Raw genomic sequence first — 16,429 nt, forward strand, 5'->3', positions numbered from 1 at the left:
CGTTGTATTTATTTTGTATGTATTCTGATCCTTCGATAAGTAATTTTGTAAACGAATACACTATTTAGCATACTGTCTCTTCATTTAAAACTAAAATTACTGTCTATTCTTAAACTAATTATAATTTGTTTATTTTATATTTAATACCATCATAATGTAGGAAACCACCTGCTCTTTTTTCACTTTTTATCGGATAACTTCCTTACCAAAAACAAAAAAAAGAACGTTTTGACCGTCCTTTTCGTCATACAAAAACATCGTACGAGACTCTTATCTAGTACGATGTTTTCCTTCATTAAATTTCAATAATAATTGGAAGTACCATCGGCTTTTTCTTTGTATGCTTAAACAAATATTGTCCGACTGACTTTCTCAATGTTTGTTTCATGACATTCCACTGATATTTTTTAGCTTCTAATAACTCATTTACGTTGGTTCTAATAAGCCTGTTAACATTTTTTTGAATGTCCTCAGTATCAGCATCATATACAAAACCACGAGTAATAACATCTGGATTTGAAACCATTTTCCTATCCGTTTTGCTCATAGTTACGACAATCACAAGCATTCCGTCTTCAGATAGTTGCTTACGATCACGTAGAACTAGGTCTCCCACATCACCTACACCAATTCCATCAACATACGTATTCCCTGCCGGCACTTTCCTTGTTTTCCTTGCAACTGAGCCTTCAATCTCTATGACATCACCGTTATTTATAATAAGAGTGTTACCTTGCTCAACACCAACCGATTCGGCTAATTGTTGGTGTTGATAGAGCATCCGATATTCTCCATGAATTGGAATCAAATACTTTGGCTTCATTAACGTAAGCATTAATTTTAAATCTTCCTGATATCCATGACCGGACACGTGCATCCCCGATGAACTTCCAGATCCATAAATGACGTGAGCTCCAAGTGCAAAGAAGTTATCAACGATTGTTGTCACACTTCTTTCATTTCCTGGTATTGGACCTGCTGCAAAAATGACAGTATCACCTGGTAGTATATCAACCCCACGGAAGCTTCCCGTTGATAAACGAGAAAGAGCCGCCATTGGTTCCCCTTGAGAACCGGTGCACAAAATGGCTACTTTCTCAGGTGGTAGTTCATTAATCTGTTCTTGCTCAATCAACATTCCTTCTGGAACCGTTAAATATCCACGCTCGATGGCTACTTCTACGACGTTAATCATACTTCTTCCTAGTAATCCAAGCTTTCGATCCGTCTTTACCGCTGCATCCACAACTTGTTGAAGACGACTAACATTTGATGCAAAGGTAGAAAGAATTACTTTCCTTTCCGCTTTTATAAATGCCTCTTCAACATGCTTTCCAACCATTTGTTCTGATGGTGTTGCTCCCGGACGTTCTGCGTTTGTACTTTCTGATAAAAGCAGCAGAACACCTTCTTTTCCGATTTCAGCTATTTTATGAAAATCAGAACGCTCATCCTCTTTAGCTGGAGTTAAATCAAATTTAAAATCTCCTGTATGTACAATCTTTCCTTCAGGAGTATGGAAAACGATTCCTAGACAGTCCGGAATGCTGTGAGTGACTTTAAAAAATTCTACATCCATCTTTTTAAAACCAATGTTAGATGCCTCATTAATTTCAATTAATTCCGTTTCTGCTAATATTTTATGTTCTTTTAATTTTAATTCAATTAATCCTAGTGTAAAACGTGTAGCATAGACTGGAACATTTAATTTTTTCAAAAAGAATGGAATTCCTCCAATATGATCCTCATGACCATGGGTAACGAGTAACGCTTTAACTTTGTCTTTATTTTCTAATAAGTACGTCATATCAGGAATAATAAGATCAATACCTAACAAACTTTCATCCGGAAACTTGTTACCACAGTCAATGACGACAATTTCATCGCCACATTCAATTGCGTACATATTTTTCCCGATCTCATTTAAGCCACCTAATGCAAAAACTGATAACGGATGGTGGTTTTCACTCACTGTATATACCTCCCCTAATTGATCATATAATAGTAGTATGACCTTTATTTAGAGGCTTTATGAAAAAGTTGGTTGTATTTATCTAATGAAAAAGGACAACATTAACTCCATTTATTAACAAAAAGACCTCTAAAATTCATAAAGGTCTTTTTGGTTATTATGTTATTGATAAATCCCGATCATTCAATTTTCGTATGCCAGCAATGGTTGCTCTACATAATAAAAATTTAATTGCTAAACTTCCTAAGGAATGATACCAAGCCCACCCTTTTCTCCATGTAATCAGGTTCGTGTTTTTTTCTGCAATCGTTTCAATGATTACTTGTGGGATAATAAAAGCAAACAATTTCAATATTATACCTATAGGTTTGCTGTTTAACGTCCACTGGTTATAGTAAAGCAAAAATAAAGGATAAATAATATAGTCAAATGGCATATGAATGGAAAGTTTCTTTTTAAAAGGTCTTACTTTGTATTTAAGATAACCTTTTGAGATAAGCAATCTGTCAGCGTAAGAATTCCCGATACAGCTAACTAAATAAACAATAATCCAATCTTTTAATGAGCGTTTAACAATAGCAAAAGGCAATAAGACGATTGCAACTAAAGTTACGAACCCTAAAAACGTACGCTCTTGTATTCGATTCAATTGTAATAACACCTCCATTCTAATGGTCCAACTCACATTTTAAACATGTAAAAACATTCATATAATCAATTATTTACAGACCCCCACACTCAATGATACATCGGTTGTATTTTTTCAAGATCTGCTAATAAGGCTTTAATTTCATCTCTTGTTAAGGGAATTAACATTTGATCATACAATGTAATTACTTGATTTTCTGCACTATCCTGATGTTCTTGCAAATAACGATAAAGCCGTAAAAATTGTCTCTCTTTAATAACAGATGTAGTCGTTTGATTTTTGATTTTTTGTAATAAAAATTCATTTGCTGTTGTATCAAATTCTCCAGAGATAATTTGACCATTAATGTTTGGCATTCGTACCCGCTCCAAAAATAGATTATTTATAATTAGAATGCCCTTTGTTTCACAAAAATACATGAACTTTTTATTCAAGCACTGATGATTTAATCGTTTTATTCGTCTAACCAATTGTGAGGATTTGTAATCTAAGAATTTTAGAGTATAGAAAAAAGCATCCCTGACTAGAAATGCTTTGCATCGATTCTTCATTTTCCTAGAACAAACTAAGTTGCTCCATTCCATCTTCTTCTTTTTCGATTTTTACTTCCTTTTTCTCCTCTTTCTCTTCAGTCGTAATAGAAATAGGATTTTTCACTTTATATCTCACGTTCTTTTCAGTCAAAGTAATGTCCATTTCAATACTTGCTTGTAAAGACTCTAGATATATAGCAGCGTAAGGATATATTTTATAACGTCCCGTCGAATAGGTTTGCGAGCTTGAGCCGTTTTCAATTAGATACTCACATAACTCTGTTAGGTGAAACAATTGATTTCTCGTTATATACTCTTTTATTAGCTCTGTTTCTTTTGTTGAGAGCATCACTAATCTCTCCTTTCACCTGTCATTAATCAACTTCTATCGTATCATATTTTACTATCTTATTGGGTTTAACAATCTAAATTGCTTTTATTTTAATTCTTCAGTTTGTTCAGATCGTTACGGTCAAACATTGTTTTAACAAACCATGGGATCTTTCCAGTTAAAAACATTTCCCTGTAATAAATAATTCCTTTTTTATTCCCAATTGATGCGACCGAGATATCTTTTAAAGTCGGAGAAAAAGATACACCACTTCCTCTTTTGAAGAAATGAACTAGATTTTCAAACAGGACATGTGCTTGTTTCCGTATATACCGACTATTTTTAGGGGCCGCTTCATACCCTTCTACTGATACACATTCTCCTACTCCAAAAACAGATGGAAACTCGGTTGATTGCAAAAACTCATTAACAAGGAGGTGACCATCTTCATTCGTAGGAATAAGTGACTTAACAAATAAATCGTACGGTTGTCTACCTGCTAGCCATAAAAAATGATCAAATTCTATTTTTGCACCTTCACCAGTATCGATTAAGCCACTTTTTACACATTCAATTCTATTACTCTGAATGTAATCAATCCCTGTTGCTTGAAGTGATTTTTCTAGTTTGGTTAAAGGGAAGGTAATAACATCCTCTGTAGAGCCCGAGTGAACTAAAAAGGTAACAGGAGTGATAAATCCTTTTTGTTTTCTCGATTCTTGTAACGCCAGGGCTAATTCAAAACTATGCAATCCACAACCTGCAACTACAGGCTTATTGGATTTTTTAACTTGTTCTATTAATTCAACAAGTGTGTTAGGTTGGATCGTTTTCGATTCTGTTTGGTAGTCATAATATGACCCCATTGATTTAAAATCCAAGTCAAAAGAGACAGCATCATAAGATAAGACCCGTCCGTTTGTGGTTAACAAGCTCTTCTGAAGCGGATCAAAACTAAGAACAGCATCTTGAATAAAAGTTACATTATCACTTCCTACTAGCTGCTCAATTTCAATTCGAATATCTTCTACCTCAAATAAACCTTCAGCATAACCCGTTAACATGTTCTTAGAATAATAGTACGTATCTGGTGAAATCAACGTGATTTCAACCTCATGAATTGGATTTTTTCGTAATTTCTTTAAAAAATATAAGTGCCCATATCCAGCACCAACTAACAACAAGCGCTTCATTTTATCGCTCCAATCATTCATGCTCGTTCCATTGTAACAAATAATTCTCTCCTTCTCTCACACTAATACGAAAAAAGGAAACTCACCAAGTAAGTTTCCTCTCAAAAAATTCTTATAATCCTCACTCTAAAATAAACCTACTATCTATAAATTGATTTCGATACGATTTGACTTCGCTCTTGATACACAGGTCATCATCACATTCATCGACTTTTCCTCTTCACTCAAAAATGTATCCCTATGATCAACGTCGCCACTCAACACTTCTACTTGGCAGCTGCCACACCCCCCAACCTTACAAGAATAAGGCGCTTTGACTTGTTCCTTTAATAAAACATCGAGCAAGTTTTCTCCTTCAGAAATGAAAAACTCTTGTTTCGATTTTGCTAGTTTGACAATAAAAGGTTTTTTAGGTCCTGTATCCTTTGCAGCAAATAACTCAAAATGAATATTTTTCTTAGGATAGCCATACTCTTCTGCTTTAGATGCATATTCTTTAACCATCTCTTCTGGACCACAAAAGTATACGTGACTACCTATGCTTTGTCCTTTCATTTGTTCAGGGCTCATGCGGTTCCCCTCAGACGAAAAATAGAAATGGACATTTTCTTCGTAATACTCCACTAAAAAATCATAAAAAGCACATACCTCTTTGGAGCGAGCAGCATAATGGAGCTCAAATGTTTTTCCTTTTCTTTTTAACTCAGCGATCATAGTAAGAAAAGGAGTTATTCCGATACCGGCAGCAAAAAGAATATGATGTTTTGCTGCAAAGCTTAACATAAAATGATTCTTAGGGTAACTAATGTCGAGCTGGTTGCCAACTTTCACATGATCATGCCAAAATGTTGAACCACCTTTTGATTGCTCACTTCGACGAATTGCGATGCAGTAACTATTCGTAATAAGTGGATCGGCTGTTAGGGAATAGGAACGCTCAATGGTTTCTTCATTTTTCTTAATCATAGTTGTTATATGAGAACCACCACTGAATTTCGGCAATCGGTTCCCTTCAATAGGAACCAAAGTGAATTTTTTAATATGCGGTGTTTCTTCTACAATTTCAGAAACTGATACTCTAATTACTTCTGTACTCATTATGACCTCCTGTTCATTTAGTTGTTGTATTTACACTCTTTAAGTAATTTGTTATCTGTTCTTTATATGTTGAAAAACCTTTATACTCTGCCATGTAATCAGGGAGGTCAACCAAAACCTTCTCAAACCGTTCAGACCATTCACTTTTTTTTATTAAATCTTTCATTGAAATTAAGTCTGTATGGATGCTAAATAATATACCGTTACTTAAGGGCAATCTTGTAAGTCGTTGATCTTCTACACGCAAATGAACCATCTCTCCTACCTTTTCAGGCGTAAGTTCATATTTCTTCTTTCCCCATTCATCGTACGTTTCAGGAAATGTTTCAAGAATAGGATCTAATGTAATTGTCCAGTTGTATCTCGTAAACGGTTTGCCCACTTCCATTTGCAACAAAAAGTTCCGAACTTTCGCCGCCAGTCCACTCTCTGAAAAATGAGGTACCGGTGAGTGAAATTCTAAGTAGGACATTCCTAAATCAAAAGCAATTGACCAGTTTGCAGGAAAACAAAGCTGCCCGGCATCCATATATAGGTCACCGTCTCTTTGGCCTAAATAAATTAAATCTTCCTGCACATGCCTCCCTATAAAGTCCAACGGCTCACACGCTAAACTTTCCTTGTCTCCAAAGGTAAAGGTTTCCTTCTCATCTAGTAGATGATTATAAAATAGTATATGGTCTCCTCTTTTTTGGAGACTGAAATAACTTGGATAGACAGAAACAAGTTCATTCATCAACAGCTCAAGAATTTCCCATTGTGCTTCCATCGAGTGTGAGAATGATTGATATGCAAGATTCGGCTTTTCTAATAGGAGTTTTCTCTTTTTTCTAATTTCCTCATGATAATCAGGGGTAATTTGAATTACCTTACCAGACCTTAATGCTCTAGCATTATTTGAGTATCGATAAGAGTCTTCTTGAAATGGAAAAGGAAATCGGTCAACTACTGGTACATGCGGAATTTTGACTGTGATGGATCTTTCCGTAGAATCAGACATACGTTTTTCCTCCCTACTATATAGTAAATAAAATTATCAGATTGCCAAATACCCTAAGTACGCATCTAAACGATTGGAGTAATGTATCGAAACATCTAAATGGGATTGGCAATATGCACACACTATTTCATTAATTTGATCATTGGAAGAATTTAACTTTGAGCACTTGATACAATACACGTTTTTTTTTTTCTCCATATCCGGCTACATAAAGGTCTTCGTCTGTAAAACCCTCGTTTAAAGCTTCTCTTTTTATCGAATTTACCATATGCCAGTTACCGAATATGAAGAGCTTTGTACCGATCTTTTGTTTTGTTAAAAGAACATTCAACTCTTTTATAGTAAAATTTGTTTTAAACGTTTTCGGCTCAATTTCTTTAAAGTTGATAGTTAGGAGTTTAGACAAAAGGGGTAGTTTATTTGTAAATAACTGATATGGAATGCCTTGTTCATTCGCAGCATTCAGCAAACGAACTGCATCTATCGATGAAGGTTCTTCTACAAAAATAAGAGCGTTTTGACATCGAGATAGCAACTTAACCACATCGACTGTCTCTTTCACTTTATCCATTCATAAACCACTCCTTTGTTTTTCTATAAGCTTTATCTTAGGCATAAAATGACCATGTGTCCGCCTTTTTTTTTTGAATAATGGGATAATCTGTTATTTCCTGTTATGAGATCTTCCACGTTGTTAATCGTACTAACATTCCAGATTTTAATAGAATCAGAATCTCTTAGAGTAACTTTGTTGTAATGACTCACTCGACTGTTTTTACTTATCCACAAAATAAAAATACTTTTCCTAGATTGAGATAATTCCTTACAAAAAACTACTAGTTTATCCCAATATTTGCTATTTGTTGATTTCTCAATTTATTGTTCCATGTAACAATTGCATTGTAACAAAAAATAAAATATGAGGTGATGTACATGAGAGAACAAACATTTGCAAAAGCAGATTACACTTATTTAAGTCAGGAGCCAGGAGTCCAATTAATTAAAGCCGGAACATACGCACCAAAAGAGCTAGATGAAGTATTAGGAATTCCTGGTTTAAAAAGTCAGATCATTGATGTGCCAATCTGTTCAAATGAAAACGCCCTTTCTATGGGTTACTTTTCTATGCAACCATCAGAGGACTTTCTATTTACCTATACATACCTTGAGGTAAAGGTAGTCCTTAATGGTCAAATCATTGTATCGGATGATAAAGGCGTCAAATATGTTGCTGAAGCTGGAGATGTCTTGATTTTTACACCTGATACAGAAGTTACGTTCCATAAAGAAAGTAACGGCAATGCGATTTATACAGGTCACCGTCTTCCTGAACCAGATTTTATGTAATTCCTAATTGCAATAAACACTAGCCATCCTATCTCCTGAGATAAGATGGCTAGTGTTTTATTAGAACAAATAAAAAAAGATCCTTCATGATTGAAAGACCTTTTTTCACATTTATCACCTTATTCATTGCTTACTAAGAGTAGTTCTTCTCGACTAAGGAATTGAAAACATATGCTTTTGGGTATAACTAGGTGATTTGGCATTTTAACCCAAATAAAGATATCACCAAGTTCATCCTCTGGAATCATAATCGTTCCAAGATTGATTGTTTTACCTACTTTTATACTTACTTTATACGTACCCGGTTTTGGCAGAAATACATCTTGATTAACATCTACCATTAGCTTTATTTTTCTTTGATTTTGTTGATAGGACACTATATTCCCTCTCACTTTATAGTAGTCACCTAAGTAGAACGGGATACGACTGACATCACCTTTCATCAATAATTCTCGAATGTATGTGGAACTTATTTTATTATTATTTTCTTCCACTTTAGCCACAGTCGTAATTTCAAAATCTCCGTCGCTATCAATAATGAGTTGCTTCATATTCCCTTTCCCTCTATAACCATAAGAGAAGTCAAACCCCGCTACCGCATGCTTGCAATTCACTCCTTTCAAGTAATCATTAACAAAATTTGAATGAGATATTGTAGCAAATGCTTCGTTAAAATGAACCAAATACACTTTTTCTACCCCAACCTGCTCAAACATTTGTTGTTTAATAGGCAAAGGCGTCAAATACTTTGTAATTACCTTATCCGATGGAATAACTGTGCTAGGATGTGGAAAAAAAGTCATAACAGCAAACTCCAACCTTTGTTTTTCGGAAAGACGCTTCGTTGTTTCAAGTATTTGTTGATGACCGATATGGAAACCATCAAAAAATCCAAGTGCTAAAGCACAACCATTTCCTTTGATAAAGGTTGGTCTGTCTGGATACCGTATATGTTCAATTTCCAAGACAATAACACCTCTCTTTTTCATTCATTCCACTGAAATGTGCATCGGTACGCTAGAAGCTCTCTACTAACCCCTAGCGGCACTTCAGCTTTGTACACCCATTATAGAAAAAGTTATTCAAACCACGGAACTTCAACCAAAGTACGCCCAATCCACTCTCGTAATATCTCATTTGTGGGACCCATTAATGCACCCGCTCGACCATCCCGCAAATACTTCTCTACTTGCCCTGTTAAGTAGCCTCTTCCACCAGAAACTTGTAATGCTTGATTCGTAACTTGAATGACCATATCTGCTGAATGGGTTTTTAGTTCCCATAATGGGTAGAGACAATCCGATAGATCGTTGTTATTTGCTTCACAATTATCTAACGCATCAGCCACTCGGATTAACATGTTTCTTGCACTATCAATTGAAATTTGAGCTTTAGCTAACTCGTGTCGAATAACTTGGTAGCCAGATACCGACGAACCAGTATCTGCATGTACTTTCTTTTTCGCTCCGTCAATGGCTGCATTTAAAGCTCCTTGAGCAACACCAATCCAACAAGCGGATGTTCCTAATAAGAACAATGGATCAACTACATTATCATTATAGTAATTCATTCCCCCCTCATCCCCAATAAGATTTCCGCTCGGAACAAACACATTTTCAAATTTCATAGGACCACTAGAATTTCCTCGAAGTCCCATTGCTGAAAACGGATATTGCGTCACCCCTTCAGCTCCATTTTCAACAAGTAAAAACATAAGTTTATCTTCTTTCGTACTCTCCGGAAAATTGGTACAAACGATATACCAATCAGCTTCTCCTGCACTAGTTACAAACGATTTATCAGCATTTAATAAATACCCATTTTTATAACGCGGCGCACTACTCACTAAATTCCAAAAGTGGCCTCCTGTAGCAGGTTCACTAAATGCAAGTCCGCCGATGTCTCCTCTTAATACACCAGGGATAACTCGATTTCTTTGCTCTTCATTTCCTGCAGAAAAAAGGACATGAACAGCAGCTGTATGCATAACCCAACACATCGTTGATGATGTACAATATTGAGCAAAACTCTCTGCTAAAACAGCAAATCCTTTAAAACCTCTGCCTAGTCCTCCATATTCAAAAGGCAATGTAACCGCTCCAAATCCAGCATCCGCTATTGCTTTTAGGCTCTCACGCGGGTATATACTATTTTGATCAGAATTTGCAGCACCTGCTAACAAAGTCGACTTTCCTAATTCGTGAGCCTGCTCTTTTAATTCTTGAAATCCATCCGGACAAGTCCACCAGCTTGGAACTTTCATAATTCCTTCGTCGACGACCACTTGATTACTCATATTATTCCACTTCCTTTTTGGATTTTTAACTTAAAGCAATGTATTGTTTAGTTAGTTCACTTACATCCGTAGAAGGAGTTAACATCCGAACAGCTTCTTGAAAGGTGGCTGTTCGATATGTCTCTTTTACAAATCTACCTTCCTTTAATTGTTTCCTTTGTCGGAGTAACTCATCTTTTTTGTCCAAAGATAGATTATCTGATCCTGTTAGCGACTTTAGAACATAGTTCTCAGCCATTTCACAACTAGTAATGCTAATATCGGGATCCCTCACTCTACCTGTTTTAGAATAAACGAAGGCTGAGGTGATTCTATTTTTGGCGCTAGTCAACGTCTCAGGTAAATAAACTGGATTTATACAGTGGGGCATCTCTTCAATTAGCAACCGGGTAATCCCTCTGTCATTAACGGCTTGAAGAATTTGTTCTGATTCGTCTTCTACTACAACCTCTTTATGAGGTGGCCAAATGTCTAACCAATAGTGATCCATTTGTTTTTTTCCAACATGAAAAACAAACACTTCAGGATAAATTCTTATTTGACCCAGTCCATTTCCAAGCTGCGGTCGAAAAAAGTCATAAAATCGAGTGATCGTTGCTAACAGAAAAGCACTCGCTCCGATACTTCCACAAGGCTGTCGAACAATAATTCCAATTCGATCAAATTGACTAAAACGTTGAAGAACGTCGTCAAATTGGACTAATTCATTTTCTCGTTCAATTTGAAAATCAGTCGACTTCAGATCTTTTGTCGTATGCATTAGAACCACTCCATATCTTATTTATAAGATTCCTTGAAACCTGTTGCACATGGTTCTTAAATAGAAGCCTATTTCCCACAAATCAATCATTTTCCCGCTCCTTCCTTTGAATCTATATTTCTATTTACATCATTACAAAGTTTGTCACATAAAACAAACCTAATTAACTAAATATTGGGAAAATATAGATAAGTTTGTTACTAATTCTTACCTATTTCCTTTTCTCTATGTAAAAAAGGAAGTTCGTCTTATAAACGAACTTCCTTTCTTATATTACGGATTGATTCACCTCCTCTAGCATTTTCTCTGCAGACGGAGCTGGCGCAGTTAAATTTAATAAAAGAATTCCAACAATAATTAGTAAAATCCCTGCTAATCCTGGTATATTTAATTTTTCGTTATATAGCAATACCCCAATAAGTGTGGCTCCTGCAGTCCCAACACCTGCCCACGTAGCATAAGCAATATTTAATGGTATGGTCTTAAACGATAAGGCTAGAAAGTATAAAGCACACCCAAAACCTATTACACCACCAATGGCCGGCAGCAGCTTTGTAAATCCTTGAGAGGCTTTAAGCATAGTCGTCCCTATCACCTCTGATATTATCCCTATTGCTAAAAAAATGTAGGCCATCCTTTCCCCTTCTTTCTTTCTAATCTTATAATTCTATGATAAGACTTTACCGAAAGAATACCTTATTTGACATAGAATAAGGTGTAATGTGTTTCAGTAGTATAATAAAGGTATGTTCATTCCGCTGAGTAAACGTTAATAAGAAGCTAGCAACAGATAATCCCATATTTTGCATCAAACAATTACTTAAACACGAGCAAACCATCCAAGTTCTTCTGATATTTCACATGCAGATTTTGTTGTTAATTTAATAATTTCATTTAACCTTGTTCCTACAAATCTACCTTCCGGACCAGCAACACTGATCGAACCGATTACATCATCCTCCCATGAAAAAATCGGTGCAGCGATACTAACCGTTCCTTCAGTTGTTTCTCCGTATGAAATGGCAAACCCTTGTTCTTTAATGATTCTGATCTGCTCTCGTAACTCCTGTTCATTTGTAACATAACCCTTTGTAATTAACTCATCAATGATTAGACTTCTAGAAACTGGTTTTAAAAAAGCCAAAATTACTTTTTTCGATGCTGCAACACATAAAGGTCTCCGCATCCCGATTGGTTCAACAATTTTCAACAGATGTGGTGAATCAATGCAGTCTATGAAAATACCATCGGAGCCCTCTTGAACTGTTAAGTATACACTTTCTTTCGTATCAGACGACAACTGTTCCATGATTGGTAATGCAGTATTACGGACAGAAAGATTATCTCTGATTGATAATCCTAACTCCATTAAAGAGAGACCTAGCTTATACCTTTTATTTTTGTTATCTCTATACACGAAACCATATTCTGACAAGCAGCTGAGTATTCTATGAACCGTTTGAATTGGGATATTTAACTCCCTACTAATTTCAGTAACACTCCATTCCACTTTTTCTTCAGAAGGCTTAATCTTATTTAAAATATCGATAGATTTTCGAATTACCTCAGACATAGGCAACTTCCTCCTAGTGAATCATGAATTGTCCATTTACTGCATTAGAACCCAAAGTAGAAAGGCATGATTTTTCATAAGAATAATATGTCTATTTATAATTAAGTATAGTATGAGAGGAAAAATTAGCCTGGACCTATTTACATTTGATTCCCCACCTTTCATTGCTAACTAGTATGTTTTAATATTTACATACTTAAATCTCAAGAAAAACTCATTTGTTTTATATGCTGAGAAAACTTTATATTTTACAGTAGATAATCTACGTTATGATCTGGTAAAAATGTTATGTAAGCCTTTAGTTTAAAAACCCGTATCCTGAAGATTACGGGTTTTTTAAACTATTATAATTCATTAGCTTTTTGTGTCGGCATCATTGGTTCAACAAAAGAACTGATTCCTACACGTTGTGAAACTGGAGTGACATGATTCTCTTCTAATCCTTTTTCCAAACTTGGGTACAATTGAACAATAGAATCATATGCTTCTTTTTCATGATAATAGATTTTCGCAATGACAAAGACAAAGGTTGCAACAGATAACAACAATAAACCTAAAATCGCAAATGAGTTATCGGCAAAAGTAAAATAAGCTTCTGCACCTTCCCAACTAGAAATTGGTATTGTATTCACTCGTACCCACTCCTTCATTCCTTATTATATATTTCATCTTTTAGGATGACTTCTTAGAGGTTCTTTCTAATAGAGTAACCTTATCCTCTGTACTTGGAATTCCTTCTGGATAAGGCGATCCTGGAAATTTGGCAACATCGATCCCAATTTTCTCTACTTCCTCAGGAATCCTTAATGCATTCATTTTCTTTAGAACATAGGCAACCACATACCCTGGAATAAACCCAATAGCTACCATGACTATTGCACCTATTAATTGTCCAAAGAATGTAATGTCAGGACCCACTACATTCGGGAATCCAGAAGCAAAAATACCCACAGCAATGACTGAATACACTCCTATCACTCCATGGACAACAATAGCTCCAACTGGATCATCTAACCCTTTTTTCTCCATGAATTCTCCAATTTTCGGTGCAATCAAACCACCGATAAAGGCGATTAGGAAACCTAAACCTGGATAATATAAATCTAACCCTGCCCCAACTGAAATGATTCCAACTAATCCACCGGATACAGTCCAAAAAGGATCTGCTTTCGAAGCTATATAACAACCCATAATTCCACCTGCAAAGCCCATTAATGCATTGAACGCAAAGGCCGATAAATTTGTTGGTGTTCCATAAATCGTAATCCAGTTTCCATCTGTCATAAAAATAATACAACCACCTAAGAAACCAAAAAAACCAACAAAAATTAACATTAACCCTAGCAAAGCAGATGGCATATTATGTGGAAGGATTCTATTCGGTTTTCCTTCAGCTGTGTATTTTCCAATACGAGGACCTAAGTGAATAAGTACACCTAGAGCAAAGAATCCTGCAACGGCATGAACGACACCAGCAGCACCAACATCATGATAACCAAGCTGAGTGAGTAACCATCCTTCTCCATGCCATCCCCAAGATCCAGCTAAAATCCAAAGTACCGATCCTAAAAGAGTGGCTAAAACTAAAAAAGCACTTAAACGAATTCGCTCAATTAATGTTCCAGAAAGAATCGATCCAGTTGTCGCAGCAAATAAGGCAAATGCTCCCCAGAATATCCCACTTTCATTATCCATAATGTTAGGCCCCATATTTTGACTCCAAGGTAACGCGGCTAGTGATAACTCATCAAATCGTGGGATAAATCCATCTGGAAAGGCATTGTAGATCCACCAACCAAAGAAATAAAATGAGGGAATGATCACTGCAAGCGTCATAACATTTTTCATCGCAGCAGCCAAAACGTTTTTCACTCGAGAGACCCCAATTTCATATGAAAGAAATCCTGCATGAATGGCAAACATTAAAGCGATACACCACCAATAGTAAGCTTGCATACTATGAAGGCCGAATAATTCCATTTGATTTGTTAATTCTTCCATATGTTTGACCTCCTTTTTCATTTACTGTTTTCTGACCGCTCTTTTTAAATCACACTCCTTCTGATTGTTCTGCGTTTACCTTACACCTCCCATTCCAAATTTTATCTACATTCATTTTCACATAAATAAAGGCTCATACACACAGCACTTTAACGAATATTGGGAAAATTCCATTAATTACGAGAGGAAATCTGCCTTTCTTTGTTATTTATTTTCACTCCCCAATGTTACATTACAGCATCAAACCTTTTGTTTTTCAAAAAATTAAAGTAGAGGTAGTTTATTTCTACCTCTACAATGCATCTAATTAGACCACGTCACTTTTGCTTTTCCCTAAATTATTTAACCGATTTGCAAGGCCAAATGCATCCGTTCCATTAGTAGATTGAGGTCCCATTCTTGAACCAAAATCAGATCCCAAATCATAAGCGGCACTACCATGTTCAGTAATATCAAGACCTTCAATTTCAATGTCCCTCGGCACACGAATTGGGCCAAATAATTTTGCCAACCCTACAGCTAACGCAGCTGCAACGCCCACCCAAACAAGGACGGCCACGACACCAACCATTTGAATTCCTAATTGAGTAAATCCACCACCATTTATCAGCCCAACTTCATACGAAAAGATACCAATAGCTACTGTTCCCCAAATTCCACACACTCCGTGGACAGCTACTGCTCCTACCGGGTCATCTATTTTCAATTTCCGATCAATAAATTGAACAGATTCAATTAAAATAACACCGGCAATTGCTCCTACGATAACGGCACTAATTAAAGACATAGAATCTGCCCCGGCCGTAATGCCCACTAGTCCACCTAATGCCCCATTTAACGTTAGTGATGCATCGACACGCTTATATTTCAATTGCGAATATCCAGCTGCCCCAATCACACCTGCGGAAGCAGCTAGTAGTGTGTTTGTAATGACAATTGGAACTAATTCTGGATCAGCAGCTAGTACACTCCCGCCATTAAATCCAAACCAACCCCACCATAGAATAAATACACCTAAAGCGCCAAGTGGAATGCTGTGAGCTGGAATCGTATTTACTTTTCCATTTGTATATTTCCCTATGCGCCCTCCAAGAAAAGCAGCGACAACAGCAGCTCCAACTGCACCTGTTAGGTGAAGAACAGATGATCCGGCAAAATCAATAAATCCTAATTGATCAAGCCAACCTCCACCCCACGTCCAATGTCCAACAACTGGATAAATGATCACAACCATTGCAGCAGTAATGATTAAGTAACTTGATAAACGAATCCTTTCAGCTACAGCACCTGAAATAATCGTGGCACAAGTGGCTGCAAAAACAGCTTGGAACACAAAGAAAGACATATCAATCTCATTACCAGCAAGGAAAAACCCATCTGTCCCTATGAAGCCGTTTGCTGAGGTACCAAACATAATCGCATAACCTGCTACAAAATATAAAATAGTTCCTAATGAAATGGTAAGAAAGTTTTTCATTAAGATACTGAGTGCGTTTTTAGAACGGGTAAAGCCTATTTCTAGCATGGCGAAACCACCGTGCATAAGAAAGACAATAATGGTTGCAATAATAATCCACATACTATCTAATGTAACTGTTACAACCGGCTCTTCTGCACTAACAATGGTTGTGATCATCATAAAAAAGGTCAGCAATAACAAGATTTTCCCTTTCATA

The 16,429-nt window shown here is 36.2% G+C and carries 18 protein-coding genes; 1 reads left to right on the top strand and 17 read right to left on the bottom strand.

Annotation, left to right across the window (positions count from 1 at the left end):
• Positions 1-295 precede the first annotated feature (295 nt).
• The 9 genes from N0O92_RS13965 to N0O92_RS14000 form a co-directional block, all read right to left on the bottom strand.
• A complete protein-coding gene (locus tag N0O92_RS13965; protein ID WP_315615286.1) occupies positions 296-1,972 on the bottom strand; it encodes a ribonuclease J in 1,677 nt (558 codons plus the stop codon).
• A gap of 157 nt (positions 1,973-2,129) precedes the next feature.
• A complete protein-coding gene (locus tag N0O92_RS13970; protein ID WP_315615287.1) occupies positions 2,130-2,621 on the bottom strand; it encodes a CBO0543 family protein in 492 nt (163 codons plus the stop codon).
• Positions 2,622-2,710: 89 nt separating this feature from the next.
• The gene (locus N0O92_RS13975) at positions 2,711-2,977 is read right to left on the bottom strand and encodes a hypothetical protein (RefSeq protein WP_315615288.1); all 267 of its coding nucleotides are present in this window, start codon (positions 2,975-2,977) and stop codon (positions 2,711-2,713) included.
• A gap of 199 nt (positions 2,978-3,176) precedes the next feature.
• Positions 3,177-3,503, bottom strand: coding sequence for a DUF3895 domain-containing protein (locus N0O92_RS13980; protein WP_315615289.1), 327 nt, complete (start codon positions 3,501-3,503; stop codon positions 3,177-3,179).
• Between the two features lie 92 nt (positions 3,504-3,595).
• A complete protein-coding gene (locus N0O92_RS13985; protein WP_315615290.1) occupies positions 3,596-4,678 on the bottom strand; it encodes an NAD(P)/FAD-dependent oxidoreductase in 1,083 nt (360 codons plus the stop codon).
• A 144-nt stretch (positions 4,679-4,822) separates the two neighbouring features.
• Positions 4,823-5,776, bottom strand: a complete 954-nt coding sequence (locus tag N0O92_RS13990; protein WP_315615291.1) for a PDR/VanB family oxidoreductase — start codon at positions 5,774-5,776, stop codon at positions 4,823-4,825.
• 13 nt (positions 5,777-5,789) lie between these two features.
• The gene (locus N0O92_RS13995) at positions 5,790-6,776 is read right to left on the bottom strand and encodes a heme-dependent oxidative N-demethylase family protein (protein ID WP_315615292.1); all 987 of its coding nucleotides are present in this window, start codon (positions 6,774-6,776) and stop codon (positions 5,790-5,792) included.
• A gap of 36 nt (positions 6,777-6,812) precedes the next feature.
• On the bottom strand, positions 6,813-6,974 hold the full coding sequence (locus N0O92_RS23840; RefSeq protein WP_396334515.1) for a hypothetical protein: 162 nt from the start codon (positions 6,972-6,974) through the stop codon (positions 6,813-6,815).
• Positions 6,916-7,347: a hypothetical protein gene (locus tag N0O92_RS14000; RefSeq protein ID WP_315615293.1), complete on the bottom strand. Its 432-nt coding sequence runs from the start codon at positions 7,345-7,347 to the stop codon at positions 6,916-6,918. The genes N0O92_RS23840 and N0O92_RS14000 overlap by 59 nt, the downstream gene beginning before the upstream one ends.
• 362 nt (positions 7,348-7,709) lie before the next feature.
• Between N0O92_RS14000 and N0O92_RS14005 the strand changes: the two genes are divergently transcribed.
• The gene (locus tag N0O92_RS14005; RefSeq protein WP_315615294.1) at positions 7,710-8,123 is read left to right on the top strand and encodes a cupin domain-containing protein; all 414 of its coding nucleotides are present in this window, start codon (positions 7,710-7,712) and stop codon (positions 8,121-8,123) included.
• Positions 8,124-8,242: 119 nt separating this feature from the next.
• Here N0O92_RS14005 and N0O92_RS14010 read toward each other — a convergent pair whose 3' ends face one another.
• From N0O92_RS14010 to N0O92_RS14045, 8 genes are all read right to left on the bottom strand, one after another.
• On the bottom strand, positions 8,243-9,088 hold the full coding sequence (locus N0O92_RS14010; protein ID WP_315615295.1) for a cytidyltransferase: 846 nt from the start codon (positions 9,086-9,088) through the stop codon (positions 8,243-8,245).
• A gap of 113 nt (positions 9,089-9,201) precedes the next feature.
• A complete protein-coding gene (locus tag N0O92_RS14015) occupies positions 9,202-10,419 on the bottom strand; it encodes an acyl-CoA dehydrogenase family protein (protein ID WP_315615296.1) in 1,218 nt (405 codons plus the stop codon).
• Positions 10,420-10,444: 25 nt separating this feature from the next.
• The gene (locus N0O92_RS14020) at positions 10,445-11,179 is read right to left on the bottom strand and encodes a hypothetical protein (RefSeq protein ID WP_315615297.1); all 735 of its coding nucleotides are present in this window, start codon (positions 11,177-11,179) and stop codon (positions 10,445-10,447) included.
• A 268-nt stretch (positions 11,180-11,447) separates the two neighbouring features.
• A complete protein-coding gene (locus N0O92_RS14025; protein ID WP_315615298.1) occupies positions 11,448-11,813 on the bottom strand; it encodes a DMT family transporter in 366 nt (121 codons plus the stop codon).
• Positions 11,814-11,999: 186 nt separating this feature from the next.
• Entirely contained in the window at positions 12,000-12,752 is a 753-nt protein-coding gene (locus N0O92_RS14030) for an IclR family transcriptional regulator (RefSeq protein ID WP_315615299.1), read from the bottom strand.
• Between the two features lie 344 nt (positions 12,753-13,096).
• Positions 13,097-13,384: a hypothetical protein gene (locus N0O92_RS14035; RefSeq protein ID WP_315615300.1), complete on the bottom strand. Its 288-nt coding sequence runs from the start codon at positions 13,382-13,384 to the stop codon at positions 13,097-13,099.
• Between the two features lie 40 nt (positions 13,385-13,424).
• Entirely contained in the window at positions 13,425-14,753 is a 1,329-nt protein-coding gene (locus tag N0O92_RS14040; protein WP_315615301.1) for an ammonium transporter, read from the bottom strand.
• Positions 14,754-15,060: 307 nt separating this feature from the next.
• Entirely contained in the window at positions 15,061-16,428 is a 1,368-nt protein-coding gene (locus N0O92_RS14045) for an ammonium transporter (protein ID WP_315615302.1), read from the bottom strand.
• Position 16,429 lies beyond the last annotated feature (1 nt).

Origin of the sequence: Alkalihalobacillus sp. MEB130 (genome assembly GCF_032335535.1) — a bacterium.
Taxonomy (GTDB): domain Bacteria; phylum Bacillota; class Bacilli; order Bacillales; family Bacillaceae_D; genus Halalkalibacter.

Excerpts from the sequence above, each read along its gene's own strand:
- N0O92_RS13980 (WP_315615289.1), bottom strand. The coding sequence starts at position 3,503 with ATGCTCTCAACAAAAGAAACAGAGCTAATAAAAGAGTATATAACGAGA.
- N0O92_RS14005 (WP_315615294.1), top strand. The coding sequence starts at position 7,710 with ATGAGAGAACAAACATTTGCAAAAGCAGATTACACTTATTTAAGTCAG.
- N0O92_RS23840 (WP_396334515.1), bottom strand. The coding sequence starts at position 6,974 with ATGGAGAAAAAAAAAAACGTGTATTGTATCAAGTGCTCAAAGTTAAAT.
- N0O92_RS14030 (WP_315615299.1), bottom strand. The coding sequence starts at position 12,752 with ATGTCTGAGGTAATTCGAAAATCTATCGATATTTTAAATAAGATTAAG.
- N0O92_RS13995 (WP_315615292.1), bottom strand. The coding sequence starts at position 6,776 with ATGTCTGATTCTACGGAAAGATCCATCACAGTCAAAATTCCGCATGTA.
- N0O92_RS13975 (WP_315615288.1), bottom strand. The coding sequence starts at position 2,977 with ATGCCAAACATTAATGGTCAAATTATCTCTGGAGAATTTGATACAACA.
- N0O92_RS14025 (WP_315615298.1), bottom strand. The coding sequence starts at position 11,813 with ATGGCCTACATTTTTTTAGCAATAGGGATAATATCAGAGGTGATAGGG.
- N0O92_RS13985 (WP_315615290.1), bottom strand. The coding sequence starts at position 4,678 with ATGAAGCGCTTGTTGTTAGTTGGTGCTGGATATGGGCACTTATATTTT.
- N0O92_RS13990 (WP_315615291.1), bottom strand. The coding sequence starts at position 5,776 with ATGAGTACAGAAGTAATTAGAGTATCAGTTTCTGAAATTGTAGAAGAA.
- N0O92_RS14020 (WP_315615297.1), bottom strand. The coding sequence starts at position 11,179 with ATGCATACGACAAAAGATCTGAAGTCGACTGATTTTCAAATTGAACGA.
- N0O92_RS14040 (WP_315615301.1), bottom strand. The coding sequence starts at position 14,753 with ATGGAAGAATTAACAAATCAAATGGAATTATTCGGCCTTCATAGTATG.
- N0O92_RS14000 (WP_315615293.1), bottom strand. The coding sequence starts at position 7,347 with ATGGATAAAGTGAAAGAGACAGTCGATGTGGTTAAGTTGCTATCTCGA.
- N0O92_RS14015 (WP_315615296.1), bottom strand. The coding sequence starts at position 10,419 with ATGAGTAATCAAGTGGTCGTCGACGAAGGAATTATGAAAGTTCCAAGC.
- N0O92_RS14045 (WP_315615302.1), bottom strand. The coding sequence starts at position 16,428 with ATGAAAGGGAAAATCTTGTTATTGCTGACCTTTTTTATGATGATCACA.